At 69.9% G+C, this 25,540-nt stretch carries 23 protein-coding genes; 9 read left to right on the forward strand and 14 right to left on the reverse strand.

Annotated features, from left to right (window positions below):
* Complete coding sequence (locus ACWEKR_RS32050) at window positions 1–375, forward strand: hypothetical protein (protein WP_379253895.1); 375 nt, start codon at window positions 1–3, stop codon at window positions 373–375.
* Here the strand turns inward: ACWEKR_RS32050 and ACWEKR_RS32055 are convergent.
* The gene (locus ACWEKR_RS32055; RefSeq protein WP_379253896.1) at window positions 362–751 is read right to left on the reverse strand and encodes a pilin; all 390 of its coding nucleotides are present in this window, start codon (window positions 749–751) and stop codon (window positions 362–364) included. The two genes, ACWEKR_RS32050 and ACWEKR_RS32055, sit on opposite strands and share 14 nt — an antisense overlap.
* The gene (locus ACWEKR_RS32060) at window positions 748–1,671 is read right to left on the reverse strand and encodes a hypothetical protein (RefSeq protein WP_452357667.1); all 924 of its coding nucleotides are present in this window, start codon (window positions 1,669–1,671) and stop codon (window positions 748–750) included. The genes ACWEKR_RS32055 and ACWEKR_RS32060 overlap by 4 nt, the downstream gene beginning before the upstream one ends.
* Before the next feature lie 477 nt (window positions 1,672–2,148).
* On the opposite strand from ACWEKR_RS32060, the gene ACWEKR_RS32065 reads away from it, so the two are divergent.
* The 6 genes from ACWEKR_RS32065 to ACWEKR_RS32090 all read left to right on the forward strand — a co-directional run bounded on the left by ACWEKR_RS32065 (window position 2,149) and on the right by ACWEKR_RS32090 (window position 9,901).
* Window positions 2,149–2,790: a hypothetical protein gene (locus ACWEKR_RS32065; protein WP_452357668.1), complete on the forward strand. Its 642-nt coding sequence runs from the start codon at window positions 2,149–2,151 to the stop codon at window positions 2,788–2,790.
* A gap of 49 nt (window positions 2,791–2,839) precedes the next feature.
* Window positions 2,840–3,850: a TRM11 family SAM-dependent methyltransferase gene (locus ACWEKR_RS32070; protein WP_452357669.1), complete on the forward strand. Its 1,011-nt coding sequence runs from the start codon at window positions 2,840–2,842 to the stop codon at window positions 3,848–3,850.
* Window positions 3,847–6,312, forward strand: a complete 2,466-nt coding sequence (locus tag ACWEKR_RS32075; protein ID WP_452357670.1) for a helicase HerA domain-containing protein — start codon at window positions 3,847–3,849, stop codon at window positions 6,310–6,312. The genes ACWEKR_RS32070 and ACWEKR_RS32075 overlap by 4 nt, the downstream gene beginning before the upstream one ends.
* Before the next feature lie 69 nt (window positions 6,313–6,381).
* Complete coding sequence (locus ACWEKR_RS32080; protein ID WP_452357671.1) at window positions 6,382–7,416, forward strand: replication-relaxation family protein; 1,035 nt, start codon at window positions 6,382–6,384, stop codon at window positions 7,414–7,416.
* A 7-nt stretch (window positions 7,417–7,423) separates the two neighbouring features.
* On the forward strand, window positions 7,424–8,425 hold the full coding sequence (locus ACWEKR_RS32085) for an NlpC/P60 family protein (protein WP_452357672.1): 1,002 nt from the start codon (window positions 7,424–7,426) through the stop codon (window positions 8,423–8,425).
* A gap of 30 nt (window positions 8,426–8,455) precedes the next feature.
* Window positions 8,456–9,901, forward strand: a complete 1,446-nt coding sequence (locus tag ACWEKR_RS32090) for a cutinase family protein (RefSeq protein ID WP_452357673.1) — start codon at window positions 8,456–8,458, stop codon at window positions 9,899–9,901.
* An 88-nt stretch (window positions 9,902–9,989) separates the two neighbouring features.
* On the opposite strand, the gene ACWEKR_RS32095 is transcribed toward ACWEKR_RS32090, so the two are convergent.
* The 11 genes from ACWEKR_RS32095 to ACWEKR_RS32145 form a co-directional block, all read right to left on the reverse strand.
* The gene (locus tag ACWEKR_RS32095) at window positions 9,990–10,463 is read right to left on the reverse strand and encodes a hypothetical protein (RefSeq protein ID WP_452357674.1); all 474 of its coding nucleotides are present in this window, start codon (window positions 10,461–10,463) and stop codon (window positions 9,990–9,992) included.
* 91 nt (window positions 10,464–10,554) lie between these two features.
* On the reverse strand, window positions 10,555–11,688 hold the full coding sequence (locus ACWEKR_RS32100; RefSeq protein ID WP_452357675.1) for a hypothetical protein: 1,134 nt from the start codon (window positions 11,686–11,688) through the stop codon (window positions 10,555–10,557).
* Between the two features lie 252 nt (window positions 11,689–11,940).
* On the reverse strand, window positions 11,941–12,102 hold the full coding sequence (locus ACWEKR_RS32105) for a hypothetical protein (protein ID WP_452357676.1): 162 nt from the start codon (window positions 12,100–12,102) through the stop codon (window positions 11,941–11,943).
* Window positions 12,103–12,153: 51 nt separating this feature from the next.
* Window positions 12,154–12,465: a hypothetical protein gene (locus ACWEKR_RS32110; RefSeq protein WP_452357677.1), complete on the reverse strand. Its 312-nt coding sequence runs from the start codon at window positions 12,463–12,465 to the stop codon at window positions 12,154–12,156.
* Window positions 12,466–12,598: 133 nt separating this feature from the next.
* Entirely contained in the window at window positions 12,599–14,362 is a 1,764-nt protein-coding gene (locus ACWEKR_RS32115) for a VWA domain-containing protein (RefSeq protein ID WP_452357678.1), read from the reverse strand.
* A gap of 38 nt (window positions 14,363–14,400) precedes the next feature.
* Window positions 14,401–15,636: an AAA family ATPase gene (locus ACWEKR_RS32120; protein ID WP_452357679.1), complete on the reverse strand. Its 1,236-nt coding sequence runs from the start codon at window positions 15,634–15,636 to the stop codon at window positions 14,401–14,403.
* A 746-nt stretch (window positions 15,637–16,382) separates the two neighbouring features.
* Window positions 16,383–18,170 (reverse strand): BTAD domain-containing putative transcriptional regulator, encoded by a 1,788-nt coding sequence (locus ACWEKR_RS32125; RefSeq protein ID WP_452357680.1) that lies wholly within the window; start codon window positions 18,168–18,170, stop codon window positions 16,383–16,385.
* A gap of 10 nt (window positions 18,171–18,180) precedes the next feature.
* Window positions 18,181–18,924 carry a hypothetical protein gene (locus ACWEKR_RS32130; protein ID WP_452357681.1) on the reverse strand — a complete coding sequence of 248 codons (744 nt, stop codon included), beginning with the start codon at window positions 18,922–18,924 and terminating at the stop codon, window positions 18,181–18,183.
* 106 nt (window positions 18,925–19,030) lie between these two features.
* On the reverse strand, window positions 19,031–20,176 hold the full coding sequence (locus tag ACWEKR_RS32135) for a lipase family protein (RefSeq protein WP_452357682.1): 1,146 nt from the start codon (window positions 20,174–20,176) through the stop codon (window positions 19,031–19,033).
* Window positions 20,173–21,414, reverse strand: a complete 1,242-nt coding sequence (locus tag ACWEKR_RS32140) for a cutinase family protein (RefSeq protein ID WP_452357683.1) — start codon at window positions 21,412–21,414, stop codon at window positions 20,173–20,175. The genes ACWEKR_RS32135 and ACWEKR_RS32140 overlap by 4 nt, the downstream gene beginning before the upstream one ends.
* Window positions 21,411–22,148: a hypothetical protein gene (locus ACWEKR_RS32145; RefSeq protein WP_452357684.1), complete on the reverse strand. Its 738-nt coding sequence runs from the start codon at window positions 22,146–22,148 to the stop codon at window positions 21,411–21,413. Before ACWEKR_RS32145 ends, ACWEKR_RS32140 begins: the two co-directional genes overlap by 4 nt.
* A 773-nt stretch (window positions 22,149–22,921) precedes the next feature.
* Between ACWEKR_RS32145 and ACWEKR_RS32150 the strand changes: the two genes are divergently transcribed.
* Together ACWEKR_RS32150 and ACWEKR_RS32155 are read left to right on the forward strand one after the other, a co-directional pair.
* Window positions 22,922–23,761 (forward strand): MmyB family transcriptional regulator, encoded by an 840-nt coding sequence (locus ACWEKR_RS32150; protein WP_452357685.1) that lies wholly within the window; start codon window positions 22,922–22,924, stop codon window positions 23,759–23,761.
* Window positions 23,762–23,980: 219 nt separating this feature from the next.
* Complete coding sequence (locus ACWEKR_RS32155; protein WP_452357686.1) at window positions 23,981–24,727, forward strand: MmyB family transcriptional regulator; 747 nt, start codon at window positions 23,981–23,983, stop codon at window positions 24,725–24,727.
* A 47-nt stretch (window positions 24,728–24,774) separates the two neighbouring features.
* Here the strand turns inward: ACWEKR_RS32155 and ACWEKR_RS32160 are convergent, their stop codons facing one another.
* Window positions 24,775–25,221: an NUDIX hydrolase gene (locus ACWEKR_RS32160; protein ID WP_452357687.1), complete on the reverse strand. Its 447-nt coding sequence runs from the start codon at window positions 25,219–25,221 to the stop codon at window positions 24,775–24,777.
* Window positions 25,222–25,540 lie beyond the last annotated feature (319 nt).

Below are 25,540 nucleotides of genomic sequence, written 5' to 3' on the forward strand. Positions count from 1 at the left end.
ATGTTGGTGACCCCGCACTCCGCCGACCCCGATCCCGAACCGGATCCGGGAGTTGGTGCCGTTGTCGTGCCGGGCGCAGTCGTTGTCGGCGGGGCCGGTGCCGGGGCGGTGGTCGAGGGCGGTGTCACCCACCGACGCGGGGTTGTCGTGGTCGGTGGAGTGGTTGTCGGGGCCGGTGTGGCCGGTGCGGTGGTCACCGGCGGGGCCGGTGTCGGGGTGGCGGGTTGGGCGGCGGCACCGGCGGAACTGGTGAGCGCGATCAGGACCGCGGCGAGCACCGCCGCTGCGCTCGCGGCAGCGATGCGCGCGACAGGTGAGAACCGGGCGGGTGCCGGGGGTGCCTGGGCCGAGGTGATCACGGTCAGGCTCCGATGATGGACTCGAGCACGGCGACAACGACCGGTGCCAGCATCGCCAGCGCGTATCCCAGGCACGCGGCGCGGAAGGCGGTTTTGGCCTTCTCGATCTCGCTGGGGTCACCGCCGCCGAGCAGATAGCGGGCTCCGGCAATGGTCAAGAACAATGTCGCCAGCCCAGCCAGGATGCCCACCAACCAGTTGCGGGCGTTGTCGATCACCTCCCCCAATGACGACACGATAGCCAGCACATCGGCGTGCGGTGGCGCCGCTGAAGCAGATCCGGCGATCGGTACCAGCAGGACCACGGTCGTGGCCGCGACCGCAAGCACCCGCAGCCAATGCCGAGCCGACCGTGGCGTCGCGTGGTTGAGATGTCCCTGGTTGGTGTTCATGCCGCCTGCCCGTGCTCGGTGCTCGACTGCGCCGGGGCTGGCGAGTTCCGGTTCGGCCGGCGACCTCGCCGCGGTGACCGATCCGGTGGTGCGAGGGCGGTGACCGCCGCCGCCTCGACCGGGCTGGTGCGCTCGGGATCAACGTCGCGAGCACGGTCGTTCAGCCATGCGAGCAGGGCGCGTTCGGCGCGGGGCCGCTGCTTGCGCAACTTCCACAGAGACACACCACGTTCAGCGGCCAACGCGGTCAGCGACCGGCCCTCCCACCGCGACGCGGCGATGAGTTCGGCGGCGTCGGCGGAGATCACTCCAGCGGCCACGGCTTGGGCCAGCACCGTCTCGGGATGCCCCGGCCCGGCTCCGATCGCCCGCACACGCTCCCCCAGCGGGGCCAGGTCCTGGTCGAGGTCTCCCACCACCGCCACGTTGGTTCGCTGACGGGTTGCCGCCTTGAGGACGGCGCGGTAGGCACCCCAACGCAGCCGATGCCAGACTCCCGGCTCGTCCACGCTGACGCGCGGCAAGTGGACCAGGAACGCGGTCAGGATTTCGGACTCGACGTCGTGGCGGGCGGTGCTGCTCGCGGTCACGTACTCGCTGGCGGTCCGCGACAGCATCGGCGCGGCCAGCCCGGCGCACACCAGCATCGCGCCCTGCTCCTTGGCGCGGACTCGTTGCAGCAGCCACACCCAGATCGCGTCGATCTCTGCCATCGGGGTGGCCGGGTGCCACAGTCGCTCGCGCAACTGCCCCCAGGTCCGCACCGGGGTGGCGGGGTCGGGCTGCGAGGTCGGCACCGGGCGCGGGTGGGCAGGCAGGGTTTCGGCGGCCATCCGGTCGAAGCCCGCCCACACCACTGCCAGCGGCGAGTCCGGCTTTCCGCCCGGTCCTGCATATGTCGCGACGTGTGAATTCGTCACTACAGATCTCCTTGTTCGGTCGAGAACTTCCGACCCCGCAAGGAGACCTCGCGCCCATATCCGAAACGCACCCAAACCCTACCCAAACCACCCCCAAAACCTATCAGAAACATATCCAAGTCATATCCTGGGCGGGTTGGCGAATATTTCGCTACCGCATGCGACGCCGCCGCCGGGCCGCCGGATATCCGCTCGGATATGTATGACTACCTGCACTTGTGAAGCTTCGGATAGTGTCGGGATATGAACTGAATATGTTTCAGATAGGGTGCGGATACTGCACCTTCCTCCGTCGGCAACCCGGCACAAAAATTCTTCAGAAAAATTCCGAACCCTCAGGGAACGGACCGCCTTCTCAAGGCCCAATTTTCGACCTCAGGAAATTTTCACAAAAAAATATCGGGTAGCCGTGTCCCGATTTCGGCTTTTTGGCGGAAGTAAGCGAGTACACACCGCTCTCTCGCTCAGGAGGCCGCAATGTCCGCCAGTTCCCGCCGTCCACGCTCCACCGCCGCCGTGGCGGTCCCCTCGACCTTGTGGGCGCTCGGACCCGAACCGCTCGATCCCACCGACCGCTGGCCCGACCGGGCGCTGGTTCACACGATCACCGGATTCTCCGCGCCTGGTGCGCGGGTGATGCTGCTCGGTTGGCCCGCCCCCGTGACCCGAGGGGCGTTGCGGATCATCGAGCCCGACACCGCCGCCGCACTGTCCACGATCGGTGATCTGGGCCGCCGCGGACTCGACGCCCCCACCGACCGAACCTGGTGCGGTGAGCCGGTGGATCTGGTCGTCGCGAGTCTGCTCGCCGATCATCTTGACCTGATCGCCGCCGCGGAGCACATCACCGCGCTCGCGACCGAAGTCCTCGCGATGGGCGGTTTGCTGGTCGTTTTCTCCCGCTGCCGACACAGCAACTCCGGGATCCTGTTCGACCCGGCCGGTTCGGTCGTGGCCGCCGCGCAGGCCGCCGATCTGCTCTACCTCCAGCACATCATCGCCGCCCCCATCTCCGGGCACCAGATCACCGCGCCCGCCGACCCGGCGGCCTCGGGCAACGCGCGCCACGCCATCGCGCACACCGACGTCTTCGTCTTCCTCCAGCCCGCCCATGGCTGAGCCCGCACGCCCTCTGCCCCACCGGAACTCTCACGCGAAGGACGCCCCGATGACTCTCGAACCGACCGCCACCGCCACCGCCGACGTGGACTCCGGCATCCCCGCACAGCCGGGCGCGGCCGTCGCACTGGTGTCGGTGTGGGCCACGGCCCAGACCGCGCCCACCGCGCAGCGCCGGGGGCGCTATCACCCCGACAGCACCGCCCATCCCGCGAAGATGTTCCCCGCCATCGTCGCCCACGCCGTGAACACCTACACCCGGCCCGGGGACCTCGTGCTGGACCCGATGTGCGGGATCGGCACCACCCTGGTCGAGTCCCTGCATCTGGGTCGCCGCGCGGTCGGCGTCGAGTACGAGGACCGGTGGGCGGAGCTGGCGCGCACCAACATCGAGCTCGCCCGCGACGCCGGGATCGACCTCGCCGCGGAGGTCTACCACGGCGACGCCCGCAAGCTCGGCGATCTGATCCCGGCCGAGCTGCGCGGCCAGGCGAAGCTGGTCATCACTTCACCCCCCTACGGCGACAGCTTGCACGGCCACGTGCGCGCCAACCGCAAAGAGCCGGTCCTGAAGAAGAACCACCGCTACGGCCAGATCCTCGACCGAGGCAATCTCGCCAACGTCGGGCTCGGCCGCCTGCTCTCGGGCTTCACCAAGATCCTGGCCGGGGCCGCCGAATACCTCGCTCCGGGCGGGTATGTGGTGATCACCGCGCGGCCGTGGCGTCAGCACGCCGAACTCGTGCCGCTGCCCGCCCACCTCTACACCTGCGGCGAGCTGGCCGGGCTGGTGCCGGTGGAGCGGTGCGTGGCGCTGCTGGGCCGCCTCACCGAGGGCCAGCTCATCGCCCGCAGCTCGTTCTTCCAGCGCGACTTCATCGTCAAGCAGCGCGCGGCCGGGCTGCCGATGCACCTCATCGCCCACGAGGACGTCATCATCCTCCGCAAGCCGGACGCCGAGGAGGCGACCGGACTCCGCCGCACGGGCCGTTTCCCGTTCGGTAGCGCGGCGACTCTGCCGACCGTCGAGGTCACCGGCCCGGTATCGGTGGCCGCGTGAATCCCGAGCAGGGATGGCTGGGCCGGGCGCTTCTCGCGCCCGGCCGGGCCGTGGCCGACCTCCGCCAGACACTCGAACACGCCCTCGTGTCCGCCGATGCCCTGTTCGTGGTCGCAGTCGGTGTCGCGGTGCTCGCGGCGGTACGGCTCACGGTCCGGTGGCGGCGAGGTCGGCTGAGTGCGCGTGCCCGGCAGATCACCGTGCTCACCCCGCCCTCGGTCGACGCCAAAGGCGCGCTCACCTTCTGGGCACACCTCATCGGCCAGCTCCGTCCAGCGTGGGCGAGGACGCTGCTGGGGCAGCCTCATCTGGGGTTCGAGTACACCGTCACCCCTGAGGAAGGGGCGGCGATCCGGCTGTGGGTGCCGGGCGCGATTCCACCCGGGTTGATCGAGCGGGCTGTCGCCTCGGCGTGGCCCGGCGCGCATACCGACACTGCCGAACCCGCCCGGCCCCCACTGCCGAACCCGGTCAAAGGGATCCGGCGGGTCGTGGCCGGAGGCGAGCTACGCCTCGGGCGCCACGAGGGACTCCCGCTGAGCACCGATCACTCCGGTGATCTGGTGCGCAACCTGATCACCGCCGCCGACGACCTCGCCCCCGGCCACGCCGTGTGCGTGCAGATCCTCGCCCGCCCGGTCACCGGCCGCCGTGTCGCCCGCGCCACCCGCTCCGCGGCGAGCACCAGCAGCCGGACCGGTGTCGCGGCGGGACTGCTGCGCGAGGCCCTCGACCTCCTCGCGCCCGGCTCGAGCAGCCCCCGCGTCTCCCGCACCGCCACCGGGGTGGGAAGCGCGCGGGCCACCGACCGGCAGACCTCGCTCGAATATAGCGCCGCCGCCCGAGCGGCAGCGGCCAAAGCGCGAGGGGCGCATTGGGAGACGGTCGTCCGCTATGCCGCCTCGATCCCGGTCGCCACCGACCTCGACAAGATCCACTCGACAGCCGAAGCGCGGGCAGTGGCGCGCGGGCGAGCCGACGCTCTCGCCACGGTGTTCGGGGCGTGCACCGATCACAACTTCTACCGGCGTCGCCGTCGGCTTTTCCGCCTCGAACGGTTGATCCGGGAGCGGCGTCTCGGGCGTGGGGATGTGTTGTCGGTGCCCGAGCTGGCCACGATCGCGCATCTGCCCACCGACGATGGGCTACCGGGCCTGCAGCGCGCCGGGGCTCGCGCGCTGTCCCCGGCCCCGGAGATCCCCGTCGGTGGGGAGTTCACGAAGCCGTTGGGGATGGCCGACACCGGCACTCGCCGCCCGGTCGCGGTCAAAGTCAGCGACGCCCGTCATCACCTGCACATCCTCGGACCTACCGGTGTCGGCAAATCCACGCTGTTGGCGCGCACGATCCTCGATGACGCCGAGGCGGGGCGCGGTGTGATCGTGATCGACCCGAAGGGCGACCTCGTCACCGATGTTCTGTCGAGGCTGCCGTCTCGCATGGGTGAGCGGGTCACGCTCTTCGACGCCGACGCATCCAGCGCTCCGCCGTGTGTGAATCCGCTGGACATCGGCCGGATCGGGCGCGCGGGAACGGATCTCGCGGTCGACAACCTGACCACGGTTTTCTGCCGGATCTTTCATCAGTGGTGGGGGCCGCGCACCGACGACATCATGCGCGCGAGCCTGCTCACCTTGTGCGCGCAGCCCGGGACCGCGACCCTGGCCGACCTGCCCCGCCTGCTCACCGAGGGTGCGTTCCGGTCCCGGGTCACCCGCACCACCCACGATCCCGTCCTGCGCGGGTTCTGGGACTCCTACGAGCAGCTCTCCGAAACCGGCCGCGCCCAGCTCACCGGCCCTCTGCTGAACAAACTTCGGGCGTTCCTGCTGCGCCCGTTCGTGCGCGCGGCCATCGCCGGTGGCCCTTCGACCGTGGACTTCGGCGACATCCTCGACCACGGCGGCATCTGCCTGGCCAGGTTGCCGAAAGGGTCACTCGGTGAGGAGACCTCCCGTCTGGTCGGGTCACTGCTGGTCGCGCGGACGTGGCAGGCGGTGACCGCGAGAGCCCGGGTGCCCGCCGCCGACCGACCTGACGCCGCGCTCGTGCTCGACGAGGCGCAGAACTTCTTGAACCTGTCCACCCCGATCGAGGACATGCTCGCCGAAGCCCGCGGACTCCGGCTCTCCTTGCTACTGGCGCATCAGAACTTGGGCCAGCTCTCGCGCGAACTGCGCGACGGCATCTCGGCCAACGCGCGCAACAAGGTGATCTTCGCCGTGTCGCCCGACGACGCGCGCGATCTGGCCCGCCACACCGACCCGTGGCTGTCCGAGCACGACCTGTCCCACCTCGACGCCTTCCACGCCGCAGCGCGCCTGTTGGTCGACGGCCGCAACGCTCGCCCTTTCACCCTCACCACCCGCCCCCTGGACCCACCGATCCCCGGGCGCGCCCGTGAGATCGCCGCCGCCGCCCGCACCCGCCTCACCGGCTCCCACCCCGGCCGCGACGAGTGACCCGAGCACCGACAGCTCATCCCCGCCAACCGCCCCCGCCCGTTCGTCCTGAGAAAGGTTGTGCCACCGATGCTCTCCCGCCCTGCCCAGCAGGCAGACAACCGCCGACCCCGCCCCGACAACCGGCCCCGCCCCCGACCGCTCGACAGCACCGCACTCGTCTCGCGCCTGACCGAGCGCGACCGCTGGATCCTGCGCATGCTGCACGAACACCGCGTCCTGACCACCAATCAACTCACCAGCCTGGCCTTCCCCACCCAGCCCATCGCGCTGCGGCGGCTGAACCTGCTGCACCGCTACGGCGTCGTGGACCGTTTCCGGCCGTGGCGGACCCAGGGCAGCGCGCCGATGCACTGGGTACTCGCACCAGCCGGGGCCGGCGTCCTCGCCGCCGAAGCCGGAATCACGGTCCGCGAGCTGGGCTACCAGCATCAGCGCGCCGTCGCCATCGGCCACAGCATGCACCTGACCCACACCCTCGGCGTCGCCGAATGGTTCACCGCCCTGATCGCCCACCCCGCCCTCGACCAGCGCGGCGAACCCGGCCAGCTCGAGGCGTGGTGGTCACAGACCCGCTGCGAGCGCCTGTGGGGAGACCTCGCCCGCCCCGACGCCTTCGGTCGCTACACCCACGCCGGCACCGTGCTCGACTTCTACCTCGAGTACGACCTCGAGAGCACCACGGCGCTGTCGCGGGTCGCGGCCAAGCTCACCGGCTACGCCGAGCTGGCCCGCACCACCGGCGTCATCGCCCCCGTCCTGCTCTGGGTGCCAAGTATCGCCCGCGAGACCAAAGCCCGCGCGGCGCTGCACCGAACCTGGGAACGGCTGCCCGATCCCGAGGCCGTGCCCGTGGCCACCGCCGCCGCCGAACTCCTCACCCCCACCCACGAGGCCAGTCCCGCCGACCAGGTCTGGCTGCCCCTGGACGCCAACGCCGCCAACGCCTCTCGCAGGCGACACCTGCACCAGCTCGCCAACGCGTGGCCTCGGCGCACCCCACTCGACGCCGACATCGAACCCGAACCGACCTGGGCACCGCAGGGCGGCATCGTCACCCTGTCCCCACCACCCCCACAGCCACCGACCTACGAGTCCTGGTGAGCTAGCGATGCTGGTCAAGGCACTCGGGGCAGGATTCGGCGCGTTCGTGTTCCTCACGGTCGTGATCGCGACCGTGGTCAGCGCCGTCGTGGTGTTCGACCACGCGCTCACCCCACACGCCCCGGGAGCCTCGACCGGTGCCGGCTCGACTCCGAGCACCGAGGCGGTGCAGGACATCCCGGCTGAGATGCTCGTGCTCTACCAGGCCGCTGTCGGGGACTGCCCCGGCCTGGACTGGAGCGTGCTCGCCGCGATCGGCAAGGTCGAGACCGACCACGGCCGCTCCACCCTGCCGGGAGTGTCCTCGGGCGAGAACGCCTCCGGAGCCGGTGGACCGATGCAGTTCCTCGCTCCCACCTTCGACTCCGTCGTCTCGAGGCATCCCCTGCCCGCCGGTGGCGCGAGCCCGCCTTCGCGCTACAACCCCTCCGACGCTATCCATGCCGCCGCGTTGTATCTGTGCGACTCCGGCGCACCCGATGACCTGCGCGCCGCGATCTGGGCTTACAACCACGCCGACTGGTACGTCGACCAGGTCCTCGACCAGGCCGCCCGCTACCGCGCCACCGACGCCTCAGGCGACTGCCAGACCGCGTCGCCGCCGAACCCTGCTGCTGCACAGGTGGTCTCGTTCGCTTGTGCCCAGCTCGGCTTGCCCTACATGTGGGGCGGCAACGGGCCTGACGTGAATGGCGGCTGGGACTGCTCGGGACTGACTCAGGCCGCCTACCGCACCGCCGGGATCTCGATCCCCCGCACTACCTACGACCAAGTCCACACCGGCACACCGGTATCCGAAGACCAGCTCGCCCCCGGCGACCTCGTCTTCTACGGCAACAGCGCCGACGTCCACCACGTCGGGATCTACCTCGGCGCAGGCCAGATGGTGCACGCCCCCACCTTCAACGAACCCGTCCAAGTCTCGCCCTACCGGTGGAAAGGCGACGACTTCTACGCCGCTAGGAGACCCACACCCACCCACGACGACGGCTCCCGCGCCGCCTCCTGACCATCCCCCTCGCAGGAATGGAGGAACCCGATGCACCACAACAACTCCCGCCTCCGCCGCACCGCCCGCGCGGCGCTATGCGCGGCCATCGCCGCGACGACCGTGACGGCCGGTGTCGCCGCCGCAGAACCCACACCCGACCGCGCCGGTGTCCCGTGCCCACGCTGGACCGCACTGCTGGCACCGGGCACCTATGAGACAAACCCCACCACCGGAGGGTCGGCGCCCGGTGTCCTCACCCTGCTCGGGGAGTCTCTGACCGCCCGCTACGGCAGCGACATCGAGATCCGCACGCTCGCGCCCCTGCCTGGTACGGGATCGGTGAGCGGAGCCGACCTCACCGCGGCGGTCTCAGGGCTGTGCTCGGACACGCGAGTCGTTTTTGCCGGCTACGGCCAGGGCGCCGAGGTCACCGGCGACCTCGCCACAATCCTCGGCAACAACAAGGGCCCAATCCCGGCCTCCCGTGTCCTGGCCGTGGCACTCGTCGCCGATCCGCGCCGCGACGCCACCACCACCCAGCTCGGCACCCCGGTCTCCGGGCGAGGTGTCACCGGGCCACGCTCGCAGGGCTTCGGCGTGCTGAGCGATCGGGTGCGCACGCTCTGCCTCGAGGGCGACAGCTACTGCTCGACCACCACCGAGTCGTCTCCGGTCCTCGCCGCGGTGAGCCGCGCCCTCACCACTGCCACCTCGGCCGCCTCCACCCCGGCCTCGACCAGCACCACCTCGCCCACCACCACAACGAGACCTCCCGCCACCACGACGAGCACACCGGCTACCAGCATCGGCGCGGCCTCGACCGGGCAGATCAGCGCCTCCCAGGTCCTCGCCCAGGTCGTCACCGTCCTCAAGGGGCTCGCCAGCTTCACCGCGAATGTGCCCGCGATCGTGGCCGACCTCGCTCAGCTGCCCGGCCTGATCACCGCCGGGGACGTGCGCGGCGTGCACCGCGTCTCGGGGGACCTGAACAATCAGTTCGCCCCGCTGGTCGAGCTGGCCGATGGGCTCGACCTGCGGCTGGTGGCGCGTGCGCTGGCGTTGGCCGCGCCGCTGGACACGACCGGTGTCGCGGCGATCGCCGCCGAGATCGTCGGTGTCCTGGCCGGACTCGACATTTCCCGCATTGCTACCGACATCGGCCGCGCCCAGGAGATCGCCTGGACCGCTGTGGAATCCCTCGCCGGTGGTGACCCGGTGGCGGCGGTGTTGGCGCTGACCGGGCTGGCACCGGTCGCCGCCGACCTGGTCTCGGCAACCGCCGCCGCGTTCACCGGCCAGCAGTTCCCCACTCTGACCAACACCTACACCGCCACGACGGCCGGAACGGGCACGACACGCAGCACCACCGGTACGGGCACCGCCGTTCCGGCCGCCCAGTATGGCCACACGGCCACGTTCGACGCCACCGGCTACAACACCGCCGCCCCCGTGCTGACCGACTGGATCGAACAGGCCATCGACCGCAGCAAGTAGCTTGCACCATCCGGCACGGCGCATAGAAAAACGGCCCGTGGTGCCGAGCGATTGCTCGGCACCACGGGCCGTTTCAGCGGGTAGGCGGTCAGGAAATGATCGGCGGCACTGCGCGCGGGGTGAACGCGGGCGGGGCACCCTTGTCGCGGAACCGCCACGACGGCAACGGCGTGGGCGCGGCGTCGATCTGCTCATCGCCGCCGCTGTCGCCGCCGTCGTCGTCGCTGGTGGTGCCCTGGTCGATCAGCTCGTTCAGGGTGGCCACGACCACCTCGCGGGCGGCGGTGTCGAGGTCGCGGTACAGGGTGCCGGTCAGCGGGCCGGTCATGATCCGCACCGCGCCGGTGTGCGGGAAGAACTCGCCATCGGTCGTCACCTTCTCGTAGCGCAACGCGATCGGTACCCACGGCACCAGCGAGGCCAGCACGGGCATTTGCAGCTCACGCATGGCCGTGTCCGCGATGGCGATCCACAGCTCGAGGCTGTTGGGGGCGTGGCGGGAATCGGCGTACACGCGGTACAGGGCCGAGGCGAGGACCTTGGGGGTTGGGGTGGAGTACATAGTCGAACACCTTTCTCAGGGGGTTAGATTGAGAGGGCGGTGTCGGACTCCCCGGAGATAGCAGCTCCGGGGATTCCGGCATCGCCCGTTGTCAGGTCGCGAGGGTGAACTTCTTTGGGGCCGTGCTGGTTTGGCGCGCGGTCCCGTGCTTGGTCAGGGTGACCAGGGCGTTGTGGACTGCGCCGCTGGACCGGGCGAGGGCTTTGCCGATCTGGTGTGGGGTGAACTCCTTTCCGGGGTTTTCGCGCAAGTGGTCCTCGACCTGTCCCCGCAGCCCACCGGCGGGCAGGCGTTCCGCCGTCGACTCCGGGTCCGCCGCAGCGCCGTCGTCGGCCGCCGCCGGGGGTACCGGGGCCGGGGTGGCGGGATCGTCGCCCGTGGGGGCAGCTACCGCCGTCTCCGGGGTGGTGTCGGGGGCGGCCGGGGCCGCCTGCTCGGCGGGGGTGCCCGGTTCGGGCGCGGTGGGTTCGGCCGCGATGGATTCCGGGGTCGCCGGTTCGGCCGGTGCGGTGGCCGCCGGTTCGGGTACGGCGGGCTCGGGCGCGGCCGGGGCCTGTTCGGGTTTCGCTCCGGCGGTCCAAGTCTTCCCGCCCTTGCCCGGGTCGGTGTCCGCCCACACTGCCCCGGCGAGTTCCCATTCCGTCAGCAGCTGCCGCGCGGGGATGGTCTCGATGGCTGCGAGTTCCGCCAGCTGTGCGGTGGTGCTGCCGGGGTGGGTTTCCAGGGCCTCCCACAGCGCGCGTGCTTCGGCGCTGTGCAGCGCGGGCACCTCCGCCGCCGACACGGTGGCGGGTTCGGTTGCGGGCCCGGCGGTGTCGGGGTCCGGTTCGGCCGATGTGAGTGTCTCGGGGGAAACCGGTTCCGGCGTGGTGGGTTCGGCCGGGCCTGGGTCGGCGGGCGCGGCGGGCGGGTCCGGTTCGATGGCAGCGGGTGCGCCCGCGCCCTGGGTCCAGGTCTTGGCGGCCCGAGGCGATTCGGGGTCGGTGTGTGACTGGGCGCACCCTGCGGTTTCCCACTGGGCCAGCAGACGCCGCGCGGTGGACAGTCCGATCCCGGCGATGTCGGCCAGCGCGGCGGTGGTGCTGCCGGGGTGGGCCCGCAGCGCCGCCCACAACGCGCTGTCGCTGTCGCGGGACAGCACCGGCACCACGCCCGACCGCGAACCACGTTCCGGGGCGGGTGCGTCCGTTTCCGTGGCCACGGCGGCGTTCTTCTTTTTCGACATGGGGGGTTCCTTCCAACATTGGGTTTCGTGAATTCGGTGATGTCCCGGTGGGACGGAATGCGCACCGATCGGGGCGATTTCCCCGCCGGGTCGGTGCCGTTTCCGGTTCCATGACCGCTCGATAGGGCGTGTGATGTCAAGCGGAATATGGAAAATTATTCCGGCCCAATATTCCTCTCTTCCACTTCTGTAATGCGCACGGCACGAGAGGAATTTGACTCGCCACTATTCATTTGCGCGAGACCAGGTGGATCACGCCGGCGACCTCGCCGCGGTGCCGCAGCGGACGAGGACACACTCCGGAGCACGCGGCCGGTTGCGGGTCGCGCCCGCTACCGCGTTGCCACCGAGTTTGGCTCCGGGTTTGATCACACCGTCCTCGTCGTGACCTTGGGTGTTCTTCATCAGGCGCATGAGGTCTCCTGTTCGTGGCCTGCGTTGAGGTCGGTCGTGTCGCTGGCGGGTTCATCGAGTCAGGTGCTCGCGCAGGGGGCCGGTGGTGCGGTCGAGCCACACACTCGCCCCGTGCCCGCGCCCGCTTCGGCGCACCAGGTCGGTGGCACCGGTGGCGTAGGCGGCGATGTCGTCGGGGTGCACGAGGTGAATTCGTGGGGCGGCATAGCCGCCCGTGCCGCCGGTCACGTGCGCCACGGTGTACATGCCGCGCTCGTCGTGGGGGCCGGGGGCGTAGATGATGAATTGATCGCCGGTGATGGCGTTGGCGATCACGTAGATCGGCTCGAGGGCGGCGGTGGTGGGGATCGCGGGGTCGGTCATGGTTTGTCTCCCTGTCGTTGCCGCCCCGGTCGGGGCGGGGTGAGGGTTGGTGGTGGTTGGGCCGCGCCGGTGGCCCGGTGGCGGCCCTGTCCGGGTGCCCCGGGCGCGGTGCGCGCCCGGGGCACCCGAGGGGTTAGGCGGCGCGTACGGCGGCGGTGGCGGCGCGGCCGATCGCGGCGGCGGTGGCGGCCGGGTCGGTAACCAAGTGCAGGGTCACTCCGTCCAGCGGCTCCGGGTCGCTGTCGGCCGGTGCCAGCCACAGCACCGCGCATCCGGCCGCGCGCAGCGCGTTCACGCGGGCCTGGGCACGGTTGCGGTTGGGGCCTTGGTATTGGCCGTCGGAGATGATCACCAACAGCCGGGTCGCGCCGGGCCGGGCCAGGTCGAGGGCACCGTCGAGGGCCTCGACAGCGGTATCGATGGCGTGGAGGTAGTCCGGGCAACTGAATTCGGTCACCCGCGCCGGGGCGGTGCCCGGGTAGGTGATCGGTTTGACCGAGGCCCCGAACGTCACGGTCGCGGTTTGGGCGGGCATGGTGGCCAGCTCGGCCGCGCGGGCGATGATCCACGCGGCCGAGGCTGCCGGGGCGGCGTAGCTGCCCATCGAGGAGGACACGTCGCACGCGACACCGACTCGCAACGGCAGCACCGGAGGGGTTTTGCGGGTGGTGCGGGTGAACGGTTCGGCGGTCGGGATCGCCCCGGCGGCGCGTTGGGCCTCCCGGGCCAGCGCGCCGCGCATCCGCAACCGGCCCGGCGGCAGCGCGGAGGTCGTTTTCACCGTGGCCCGTTCGCGGGTGGCGGCGGTGTTGAGGGCGCGGGCCAGTACCCGCGCGGCGGTGTGCTCGGCCGGGCGGGCGGTGCGTGTGCGTCGCGTGCTTGCGGTCAGGCCCCGGCCCGACCCGTCACCGAACACCGTCCGCGCTTGCCTGGCAGTGTGTTCGGCGGCGCGTTCGGCGGCCTCCCGCGCGGCGGCGGCGACCTCGGCGGGGTCGGGGTCCACCGGCGAGGCGGCGACCGCGTTGCCGATGTTGGTCACGGTGTCGCCGATCGCGGCCCCCAGCGGCGAGGACGGCACGGGGTCGGTGTGGGGGTCGGGGCCGACGATGTCGAGCCAGCGTTGCCCGAGCTCGAGCATGGCGGCGGTGTCGGTGTCGGCCACGGTGTGGGCCTCGCGCCAGATGGCGCGCAACTGGTCGAGGGTGTCGGTGCCGAGGATGGCCTCGATCGCGGTGGCGGCGGGCGCGCATTCGGCCGCCTCCAGGATGCCGCCGTCGAGGCGGGCCAAGATGAGCGCGGCATTGCGGGCGGCGTTGTAGCGGGTTGGGGGGATCTGGGCGGCGGCGATCGCGCCGCCGTTGTCCCCGATCACGATCTCGGTGGTGCTGGCGCGCAACCAGTGCCGGTCGTCGGGGCGGCGGCGAATTTGGGCGGCCTCGATCCGTGATTCCTCGAGCAGCATCGCGGCCTCGACCACCCCCGGGTGCGCCACCGGCGGCGGGTTCCACGCCGAATGTTTGGCGTGCGCGCACTCGTGCACCAGCGCGCCCCACACCGCCGGGTAGCGGTTGCGGTCGCTGTTGCGTTCGGGGTGGGCGGTGGCGGGGTCGATCTTGAGGCGGGAACCGTCGAGTTCGATGGCCGCGAGCCCCGGCACGAACACCGCCGGGTTCCCGAACGCGGCACCGGGGGCGATGCTCACGGTCAAATCGTCACGGTCGGCGATCGGCGGAACCTCGGCGGTCATCGCAGCGGAGAGGGTGGCCCATCCCCCGGTCACCGGCACCGACGCGGGGGCGGGGGTGGCAGGCGCGGCGGGGGCGGTGCCGGTGCCCGGGGTAGCGGGGATGGGGGCGGTGCCCGGGGTAGCGGGGGCGGTGATCACGTGGCCGGTCATGGCGGGCAATGCCTTTCGTAGGCGGGTGGGGTGGCTGGTCAGATGCGGGGGCCGAGGGCCAGCGGGGCGTGGTTGGTGCCGTACACGGTGCGCACCACGGCGGCCACGATGGCCCGGTCGTCCTCGGGGGCGGCCCCGATCAAATTGGCTGCGGCGGTGGCGGAGTCGGTGGCGGCGGCGATCTTGCGGAACGCCAGCAGCTCGCGCAGCTGGGGTGCCCACCCGACCTCGCCCTTTTCCTGTCGGGCGGCCAGTTCCCGCGCCACTTTCACCGCCCGCCGTTCCACCCCGAGCTGGGCGGCGAGGTCGTAGTCGCTGCCCACCTGCACCTGGAACGCGAACCGGCTCGCCAACGCATCGGACAGGATCGCCCCGTGCACCCCGGGGTTGTGCCCGGCCACCACGAAGAACCCGGGCGCGGCTTTGACCACCTCGCCGCCGTGGGCTTTGATCACGATCTCGTGGCGGCCGTCCATGGCCGGGTACACCACCGACAGCACGGTCGGCGGGATGAGGGTCGCGTCGTCGATGAACAGCACCCGGCCCTCACGCATGGCCCGGACCAGCGGCCCGTGCACGAAAACGAAAGTGCCATCCGGGTTCTGGGTGTACTCGCCGACCAGATCGGCGACCGTGGTGTCCCCGTCACCTTGCACGGTCAGCAGGTCCCCGTAGGCGGCCTCGATGAGCGAGGTCTTCCCGGTGCCGGGCGGCCCGTACAGCAGCACCGGCACCTCGGCCGCGCGCATCGTTTGCAGCACATCGACATCGGCGCGCCCGGCGAGCTTGCGCACGTGGTAGTCCTGCCCGTTCGGCCGGGCCACCGTGTTACCCGTGCGGGCCGGAGCCGCCGGGGTGTTGGCAGGCGCGGCCGTGGCGGGGGTAGCGGCCGAGGTGGTGTTCTCCTTGGGGCGGCGGCGGGCCGGATTCGCCGCCTTACTGGCGGACGGGGCTGCCGGGGTGGCAGGCGCGGTCGGTGCCGGGGCGGCAGCGGTCGGGGCGGCGGCGGTGGCAGTGGTGGCAGTGGTGGCGGTGGCGCGGTAGCGGCGGGGGGCCGCCGAGGTGCGTTCGGCGTGCCCGGCGGCGGTCAGCGATTCCAGCGCGTTGCCGACCGCGCCGGAGGACCGGCCGAGCCCGTTGGCAATCTCACGCGGGGACTGTTCGCGGGCCGGGTCGGAGGCCAGCGCGGCGGCAACCATGCGCCGGAGTTCGCCGTTGGGCAGGCGACCGGCGGCCGGTGCAGCGGCGGTGGCGGTGGCGGGTGTGATGGGCATCGCGACTCCTGCAATTCCGTTCCGAATTCGTGCGCCGTTTTCGGCATACGTGCGGCGTGGCCGCCATTCGGATTTCTGCGAATTTCCCGGCGAATTCCGGGAACGTGGTCGACGCTAGCTCGATCTCGAACATCCTCACAACCCCGAGAAAGGCTCAATTTTCCGGAATTTTTCCGGACAATAGCAAATCCGTCTAGGCAATACGGAAACGCTGCGCGCACATGCACTCGCCAGCCAGGCCACGCCTCGGCCAGCGAAGCCCGGGAAGAATGGATAGATAATGATCAATCGAAAAAGGAGAACGAGGTGAGAGGAGGAGGCACGCGACCGGGTAGTCAGACACAACAGGACGCATCGAACCGGCCGTGAGACACCGCCCGAGCATGTCTATACATCTTTGTGTATAGACGATCCCCGCTGATATCCGCCCGGATATTTGCCCGCTGACCTGCTGTTTCGCGCCGCGGGGGTGCGTCGTTCCAATCCTCACACCGAATCATGCAGCGAATCTCACCATGGAACATCGCACGGAAATTTTTTCATCGAGCCACTCAGGCCGACAGGGACTCCACCCTTGAGAAAAAGCTACGAGTGCCCGGCGCAGGAAACCCGATCCCTCCAGCAATTATCGAATTGAATAGCGGAATGACATGAAAGCACGGACGACCGTCTCGTAAACGGCCGGAAAAGCCGATTTCTACACTAATCGACAATGAACGCGAGCGGTAAATCCGACCGCATTCGACTCATTGTTGGGTGCGGCGGAGCGTTTCGAGAAGCTGTCGGGTTTCCTGACTCGGGGACTGGCCGATTTCGGCGAGTCTCCGGGTCAGGAGAGTGTAGGTGCGGGTGAGTGCGGCGGTTTCGCCGAGGCGGGCGTGCAGGCGCAGGAGGTCGTGCCAGACTGCTTCGTTGTACGGGTCGTTCTCGACGGTGGTTTCGAGCATTCCCAGGGTCGCGCGAGGGTCGTCGGTGGTTCGGGTGGCCAGCCAGCTCAAGGCATTCAGCGAGGTGCGTCGCGCCGATTCACGAATGGATTGGACCCAGGTGTCGGTGAGGTCGCTGGCCAGCTCGCTCGTCGCCAGGGCCGCGATGCGGCGGGCGGCGTCGGTCTGTTCGGCGTCGCTGCGGGCGTGGCGGCGTTGCGCTACCGCCGCGTTGAAATCCCAGTAGTCGACGCCGAGGTGGCCCGAGAGCCGGACCTGGGTGCGATCTTCGGCGAGTACGTCGGTGATCTCCCCGCCGGTGGCGGTGCTGAGCGCGGCGCGCAAGCGGCTCAACGTGTTCGCCAGCGCACTACTGCCCCGATGTCCGGGCCGCTGGCCCCACAACAGCTCGATGAGTTGCGGGCGTGGCATCCCTTCGGGATGCAGGGCGAGCACGGCCACGAGTTCGCGAGCACGCGGCTGCAGCTGTGTTGTGATCTCCACGCTTTCCCCGGAGCCGGGGTCGTGCCAGAAGATCCGGGTAGGCCCGAATACCCGCACCGTCAGCGCGGGCGCACCGTCTACCGGTGTCGGCACCGGCGCAGTATCGGTGGAGGCGGTCTCGGGGTGTGAGCTCGGCTCAGGTGCCGCGGTGAGGTTGCCCTCCGCGAGCTGGCCGGCGTCCTTGGCCTCGACAGCGAGCACAGGCTCAGAAGGCGGTGCGGCGATGGTCTCACCGGCGTCCACCATTACAGGCTCACGTAGGCGAGGACGCGGGGTGGGCACGGTGGCGGGGTCGATGCTGTAGATCCTCGGCCCGTCCTCGCCGCGGCGTCTGCGGCGGTCCTGGCGGGCCGCAGGGGCCGCGCGAGGTGGGTCGAACTGGCCGTTGCGTTCGTAGCGGCGCAGCTGGATCTCCACCTCGATGATGGTGCCGCGAGCGGGCGGGATCAGGTGCTGGCGTGTGCGGCGGCCGGTTAGCAGGGCACGGGCACCGGCGCGGGAGGCGGGCAACTCTCCCACGACCGGGAACCCGATCGCGTCGATGTAGGCGCGGCTGCCGCCGATGACCACGATGCCCCGGGGGCGTCGACGCGGGGTGAGATCGAGGAGCCGCTCGGCGGCGGGCTCGGGATCGATGTGCTCGGCGCGCACCACGAACAGGGCGGCGTCGGCGGCGGCGATGACCGGATGCGCGGGCGAGCCCGGTTCGGGGACACCGCAATCGGCGAACACGGTCGCTCCGAGCCCGCGCCAGCCCCGGTTCGGATCGGTCAGCAGCGCAGCGGCCGGGACAGGATGGGCGGGGTCGTATTCGGGGGGCGCGGCCAGGAACGCCTCCCCGCCGGGCAGATGCTGCACGTGCTGGGCCAGCAGCTCATGGGTGATGGGATGGCCGACGGCGCTTCGGCGGGCGAGGCTTGCCAGGCCGAGATGCGGGTCCGCGCCGACTATTTCGGCGAGCTGGCCGCCTGCGGGGTCGGCTTCCACGATGAGAGCTGTTTCGGGGCCGGGCCAGGTGTGGGCGAGCGCGACGGTGGTCGTGGTGGTCCCGGCGCGCGAGCTCAGTCCGGCGACGGCGATCAGGTACGGCGCCTGCGGCCTCATCGATGGGTGCCTATCTCTGCTTCTGGACGTTGGAGATCACCAACGCGCCCCCGGTTTCGGCGGGGCGGGTGTTGATCAGCTGGAGGTAGTCGATGCGCGTGCGGTCCGGGCGAATCTCGGTGATGTGGACGTTGGCGGTGGTCGGGGCGATCGGGGTGATCGCCACGCAGTGCCGAGTACCTGGCGCGATGGTGGCGATGCCCGCGGCGAGGCCCTCGAAGGTGATCCCGCTCTCGGGCGCGAGCATCGGCATCGCTTTGGCCGCGTCGCGGTCGATGTAGTAGGCGGCCTCGAAGGAGGCGATCACCCCGGCCAGGGTGGCGGGGTCACCGGCACGCTCGGTGACCACCTCTCCGGTGAGCCCGGTGCACGGCCCCTGAGCCGTGGTGGTCGAGCTGGGTGGTGCTGCCGTGGAGGGCACCTGCGCGCCGGTGTCGCTGGTCTTGTCTGTCGGCACCAGCAGGATCCCGGCCAGGACAGCAATAGTGGCCGCCAGCGCGGCCCAGGCACCGCGCGGCAGCCGGTTCGCTGGACCTGCCCCCCATCGGAGATCCCGGGCGGCGTAGGCCGCGCTGGGAGGATTGCGTATCCGGTTGAACCAGAACTCCTCCGGCAGGACGGGCTTGTCGGGCTCGTCGAAGTCATGGCCGGAGCCGGTGTCGGCTATCAGCTGCAGGTCCGGAGGAGTCTGGGGCAGGTCGACCCATGCTTCAGCATCGTCGTCTTCAGGTGGTTTCCGCGGGTACCTCGCCATTCATCTCGCCTCGGTTTAGGTGTCTCCGGGGCCTGCCCGCACCCCGAGAGGGAAGGTGGGGGTCGCGGGGTGCGGGCAGGGTTCCCCCGGAGGGGTCAGGGGCGGCTCACGCGCTGGGCCGCACTTCGGCCTGGGTCTGTGCCGGGATCGGCTGCGACACGGGACCGTTGGCGATGTCCTCGGTGAGCCGGGCCAGGACATCGGAGACCGCCCAGTGCGCGGTGGAGCGGTGGTCGCCGTCGTATTCGCGCCAGTCCACCTTTGTGCCGCGCTGGCGGTAGGCGATCAGCGCCTTGCGTCCGGAGCGGACCGGCACGATCTGGTCGAGCTCGCCGTGGTAGAGATGCAGCGGCACATCGGATTTCACGTGTGCGAGCGACTCCAATGCGAGGACCCGTCTCCACCAGTGGTCGTTCCAGGGGTCAGGCTCGCGGCACCAGTGCGCCAGCGGCTCGGGGAACCGTTGCAGCAGTTCGAGGACGGTGAGGTGGCGGGCTTCGGCGGCGGCGACGAGACCGTCCTCGTTGAGTACATGCCGCAGCGGGAGCTGGTTGTAGGCGTGGGACAGCCCGATCAGCCCGGCGAACGCCAGCCCGGCCAGGCCGGTGCGGGTGCTCCGACTGACCAGCGGAGCCAGGACCGCGAGGTCGGAGAAGACCGCTCCGGCGGCGACACCGCGCAGGTCGATCTCGGGGGCGTACCAGGGCTGTAGCTCCCCCGCGACCGCTGCGACACGGCCACCGTCGGCATATCCCCAGGCCACCACCGGCGCTACCGGCAGGTCCAGGTCCGAGGCGCGATAGACCGCGCGGGCGAGGTCGAGGACCGGTTTGGCACCGGCGGCGCGCGCGGCAAGGAAGGTGTGCGGGCCGGTGCCCGCACCGAGGCCCTGCCCGTCAGGGATCGCGACGACCCAGCCTCGTGCGAGGGCGGCCTCGATACCGGTGGTGTCGGGTTCGGCACCGATCGCCAGCAGTTGCGACGGCGCGCAGACACCGCCCAGGCCGCGAAACTCCGAGCAGTACACCAGGATCGCGGTCGCGCCCGGAGCGGCGATGGTCTCGGGGATCAGCACGATCCCCGAGGCCGCGATGGGTTCGGAGCGGGCGTTGGCCGTGGCGTAGACGACCTGCCACGCCCCCCGCGCCTCGCTCAACTGCGCAACGAACACCGGTCGTGTGCGCACGAGGTCTCCGGGGCGGTAGCCATCGAGGGTCGTGACGTTGTAGAAGTCGTTGCTGCTGGTGGTCATGGGTGGCTCCCGGCGAGGTCGTGGGCGAGTGCGGTCAGCCATGCGATGCCGCTGGCGAGTTGCCCTGCGGCGGCGTAGCCGGTGTGGCGGCCGTGTATGTCGGCGTAGCGAAGCCACACGCCCGGATTGGTCAGAGCGGCGTTGTCGGCCATCAGTTGCCCGAACGCACCCGAGAGTTGCCCGGCCAGTTTCGGCAACTGCCCGACTGGGTCGGAGGCCACGATCGCGGTGATCTGCCCCCACCGCGCCGACGCGGCGGCGGTCTCGTCCGGGCTGGGTGGCGGAGTGCGGGGGTCGGAGGCATCGATGAGGCGCTCAGCCAGACTCGCCGCGGGCGCGTAATCGACGAACCCGGCCCCGCTCTGAAAGTCGTTGTTCACCACGTTGGTCCACGCCTCACCCAACGCTCCCGACAGCAGGGCCTGGATCGAACCCAGCGCGGCCAGCGGATCACGCAGATCGGTCTGGGCCGCGAGCTGGGCGGCCATCCGCAATAGGGCGGCGCGTTCGGGGGCGGCGCAACTCAAATCGCCGTCGACGCAGACATCGACCACTCGGCCGGTCAGCGCCCCGTACTCGACACCCGAACTGGTGGCGATCCCGCCACCGGCTGCCGGGACGGTGGTGATCGCCACCCCCGACACCGCCACCCCGGACGTGCCAGGGGCGGGGTCGGGGGTGAGTTGGCCGGGGCGGCCGGGGATCACCGGTGAGTCCGGGGCGCGATCGGGATCGGAGTACAGCGCGATACCCGCCACCCGCTCGGCCGAGACGGGTCCCTCGCCCGCGCCGACAGCGCGGGCGAATTCCGAGACCACCTGCGCGCCTTGCGAGAATCCGACCACCGCGAGCGCCGTGGCCGGGCAGTCGGCGGCGACCCTCGCCGCGGTCGCGGTCAGTGCGGCGAGGCCCTCGCCGACCGAGGCCGCGTACGGGGCCGCGCCGCCACCGGTGCCTACCGCGCCTCCGAACGCGGCCGAGTACGGAATGTAAGTGCGCTGCACCAAGTCCGACACGGCGGCCACCACCGGGCCGAGCAAGAATCCGAGCATCCCTGTGTCGGCGGTCTCGGAAGCCCCCGGCGAGGACTCGCCGGTGCCCTGCACTCCAAGGACCCACAGCACGGGGCAGCCCGGCCCGCCGTTCGCGGGTGGTTGCGCCGACCCGAAGCCTGGCGTGCACAGCGCGCTCGTGCAGGCCGCCAGGACGGTGGCGGTGAGGAGACGGAGAGCGGTCACGGCTGGCCCACCCCCACTCCGGCACCGAATCCCGCGCCTACCGTGCCACCGGCCAGCGCGCCGACCACGGCGGCGGGAAGCCCGGCCACGATCGCGCCGGCGACAGCGCCCGCTGCCGCGCCCAGCGCGGTACCGGCCACACCGGAGGTGATCGTGCCGATGACCGGCACGGTCACCACGGTGCCCAGTGCGGCACCGGCGATACCGCCGATCGTTCCACCGGCCAGCCCGCCCGCGACCGCGCCCGCTGCCGCCGCTGGTGCACCCGCCAGTGCGCCTCCGATCGCACCACCGGCCCCCGCCCCGGCGATCGTGGCACCGGCCACCCGATCAGACCGTCCCGCCGGGATCCCAATCGAATCCAGGAACGTCGCGGCCTGCGCTTCCAGGTTCGCGGCGGTGGTGTTGACGCCGTCACGAATCTCCGGAGGCAGCCAGTCCGGTGACGGAGTCTCCCACTGGCCGATGCGGATCGTGTCCGGCGGGGCCTCGATCGGCGCGACCGGAGGCACCGGTTCCGGTGAGTGCAGCTCGACCACCTGCACCGGCGGCGCGGGAGCAGGTGGAGGCGCCGGGCGCGGGGCCGGGCCGTTGCGGACCTCGGGCGGCTGTTGCGGATACACAGCAGGCTCGGACGGCGGCGCGACCGAGGGCGGCGGAGGCGGGGCCGGAGCGGCGGTTCCGGGCTGGACCGGGGCGGTGACTCCGGGCTGGTCGGCGATCGGATCCAGCATCACAGCACTGGCGTGCGGCGCGGCAAGCATCATCACCACTGGCACAGCGCCGACAGCCAACACACGGCCACCCCACAGCAGCCGACCCCCGTACGCGAGGGATGTATTCCCATTTTCGGGCACGACAAATAACCCTTTCGATCGAATGAGAAAGGAGAGGAAAAAGATCAGAAAATGCGCGTGACAACGCGTGAGAAACGACGGATTCCCCGGCCGCCGACCGCAGCCGGGGGACCCGTCGCCGTATTCCTCATTTCAGAGGAATGGCATGGCTGATCAGACGAACGACAGGATCAGGCTCAATGCCTGCGAGGCGACCGACAGGACACTCGAGACCAGCGATGCGCCCGCGTCGAGCAGCGACAGGATGGTGTATGGGTCCACAGTTATTCCTTTACCGGAGGAGGTGCAGTTGCCCTACCATCACAGCCCCGAAAACCACTGCCGCGCCACCCCTTCGAGGGGTAAGGAATGTGCTACCACAACCATTACCCCTCCGACTGCACATGCTGGCCTGCACCGACGAGCGAAAGGGGTAACGCGAGTGTCAGTAGAGAAACTTCCCGAACGCGCGATCCCAGTGTGCGGGTACGGTAAATACGCCGCGCCCGTCGCGCGGCTACCGATGGCTAATTGTCGGCTAGCTCACAGAAAATCTTGTTTGCCGGGGATGATCTTTCTCTGGTAGGAACGAATCAGCTCGGGGAAAGTGAACCCTTCAACGTACCTCACGTGGAAGGAAGTACGGAAGACCGTAGTAGGAGGGGCTTTACGTGACCCGGACAACGAATCCGGCCCACCACTATCCACGACGACGCTGCCAGGGCCGCACGAGTTCCTCTTGTTCGGAGATACCAGACCTCGGCTGCTGGGCACGCCAGATCCGCGAGCGCCGCAAGCTCCCGCGCCCGCGCGCCGCCGACCGCCTCCACATCAGCAAGGAGATGCTCAAAAAGATCGAACATAACCAGGCGACGCCCTCGCCAGCGGTTTTGAACCACCTCGTCACCGCCTACGACCTCGATCGCGCGCAGGAACGCTACACCCGCGACCTCGCCCGACCCCCAGTCGCTCTGCCGTCGATCGCGGAACTACGCACCCGCACCGACACTCCCGAGCACCGCGCGACACTGACCTACCTCGACCGCCGCGAGATCGCCGGCGCCTACATCGATCCGCTGTGGAATGTGGTCCTCGCCAATGAACGGTTCACCGCGGGCCTGCCCGGCATCGACCAGTTCCGCGGCAACGTCGCCTTGTGGTTCTTTCACCCCGGCTCCACCACGGCGACCGCTGAACCCATTGTCGTGCACTGGGACAGCGCCGCCGCCTACCTGGTCGCGACCCTGCGCGGCGCCCTCGGACGCCACCGCGAAACCCCGCACGCCCTCACCCTCTTCCACGACCTGCGCGCTGCGGCCACTTTCCGCGAGGCGTGGGACACCAGCGACGCGGTCGCCTACGGCCGCCGCCCCGAGGAACCCGTCCACCTGCGCGACCCCACCACCGGCGAGCCGTACTCCGCACGCATCCACCTCGGCTACGCCTCGAGCTCCCACGACATCCGATTCTGCGTGTGCTACTGCGAGCCCTACCCCTCGGACCAGGTCTGACCGGCAGTGTTAGCCGACACGGAAGATGCCGATGAACCGCCACCCACTGTGCCAACCCCCGCACCACCGAACAGGAGTACCGAATGACAGGCAATCCCCCCAGCCGCCACCACACCGCCGAGTCGACACCTCATCGTTCACACGCCGGGAAAATCGCGCACGCGCTACCCCCGCACAGACGGGCAAGATGAAATGCGGAAAGCCCCGCCACTCGACGGGATGCCCGACTTCCACGACTCGCTGGAATGGCTGCGCCACCGCCATCATCTGTCCCGCGAGTCCGCCGCCCAACACGCCGGTTTCAGCAGCTCCTACCTCCACCAACTCATCCGAGATCGGACCTACCCCGGCCCTCGCGTCTTCACCAAACTGGCCGCCGCCTTCGACCTCGATCCCTCACAACGACGACACCTGCACGAACTGTGGCAACCCTCCCTCGAACTGCCACCCGCCGAGGAACTACGCCAGCGCCTCACGATTCTGGGCATCCAAGCCCACCTCGACCACCTCGATACCCGCGACACCCTCGCCGTCTACCTCGATCCCCTCCGAACCGTGCTGCACGGCAACCGGATATTCCACCGCATAGTGCCCAGCCTCGCCGAGGCCGACAACAACTACTTCCAGTGGATGTTCTCCTCCGCCGCCCGCGACCACATTCACGACTGGTACAACGAAGCCCGCTACGCCGTCACCATTCTGCGCGGAACCCTCGGTCGATACCGCGATCTCCCCCGAGCACGAACCCTGTTCCAAAGACTGCGCACCACCCCCGAATTCCCCCGCATCTGGGAATCCACACCCATGCAAGTCACCTATGACCGCCCCCGCCCGACACCAATCCATGTGCGCACACCCGGCACCGACAAGCCCCTCCCACTCAGCCTCGAGATCAGCGACTACCCCGACTGCCCCCACGTCCTCCTCGCCTACGGCCTCTACGACACGTCGGCCATCGCGCGCTAACGGCGGTCCTGTGCTGCGGTGTCCACCATGCTCGCCGCCTGCTGCGATCAATCAAATGGTCTGTCGAACAGTCGCCCCAGCAGGGCACCCTGGCCGGATTGCAAGATGTGCGCAGCCTCCAGCGGTACCCAGAAGCATTCGAAGTGGGTGGGCTCGCCTTGACCGTCATGGTCTTCCTGACTGCTCCAGCGGTCGGGTGCGGCCTCGCTCAACTCCAGCTGGATTACGTGCCTCTGCTGCAACTCCCACCGATACGGCGAGATGTCGTAAGCGTATTCGCCCAGCTTTCGGACAACTCTGAACTCGGTCAGTCCCGTCTCCTCGCGGGCCTCGCGCAGCGCGGCGTCCTCCGGCGATTCACCGGGGCGGATACTGCCCGCGGGGACCTGGATACCGACCTCCTCGTAGGAGAACTCAGTGTGACGAAAAACCAGCAGCTTGCCGTCGCGCACGATGTAGACCAGCACTTTATCCTTGCTGACCTTTTCGGGCATCGGAGTAGTCCTCTCTGAAGAGTGGGTGGGATGAAACAGGTGACATGCACAGGCGATGAAGCCGACCAGCCCAGGGGGTCGGCTTGCAAGTAAACTGGTCGAAGTCTCTTACGTCGGTTCGAGGCGACGTTACGATTCCGCGTGGTTGCTCAGCGTCAATCACGTTGCACTTCAACGTATTCTAAGGTCAGCGCAGCGCGACTCACCATGCGCCGGAGCCGGATGGTCGGTTCGCGCCCCGAGCAGGGCGGCAGCCGTAGCGCGGGCAATGAAGCGGGAGGAAGCCCGCCGCACCGACAGTCCCAGAACAAGCGAGGAC

The sequence above is a fragment of the Nocardia sp. NPDC004573 genome (genome assembly GCF_053602135.1).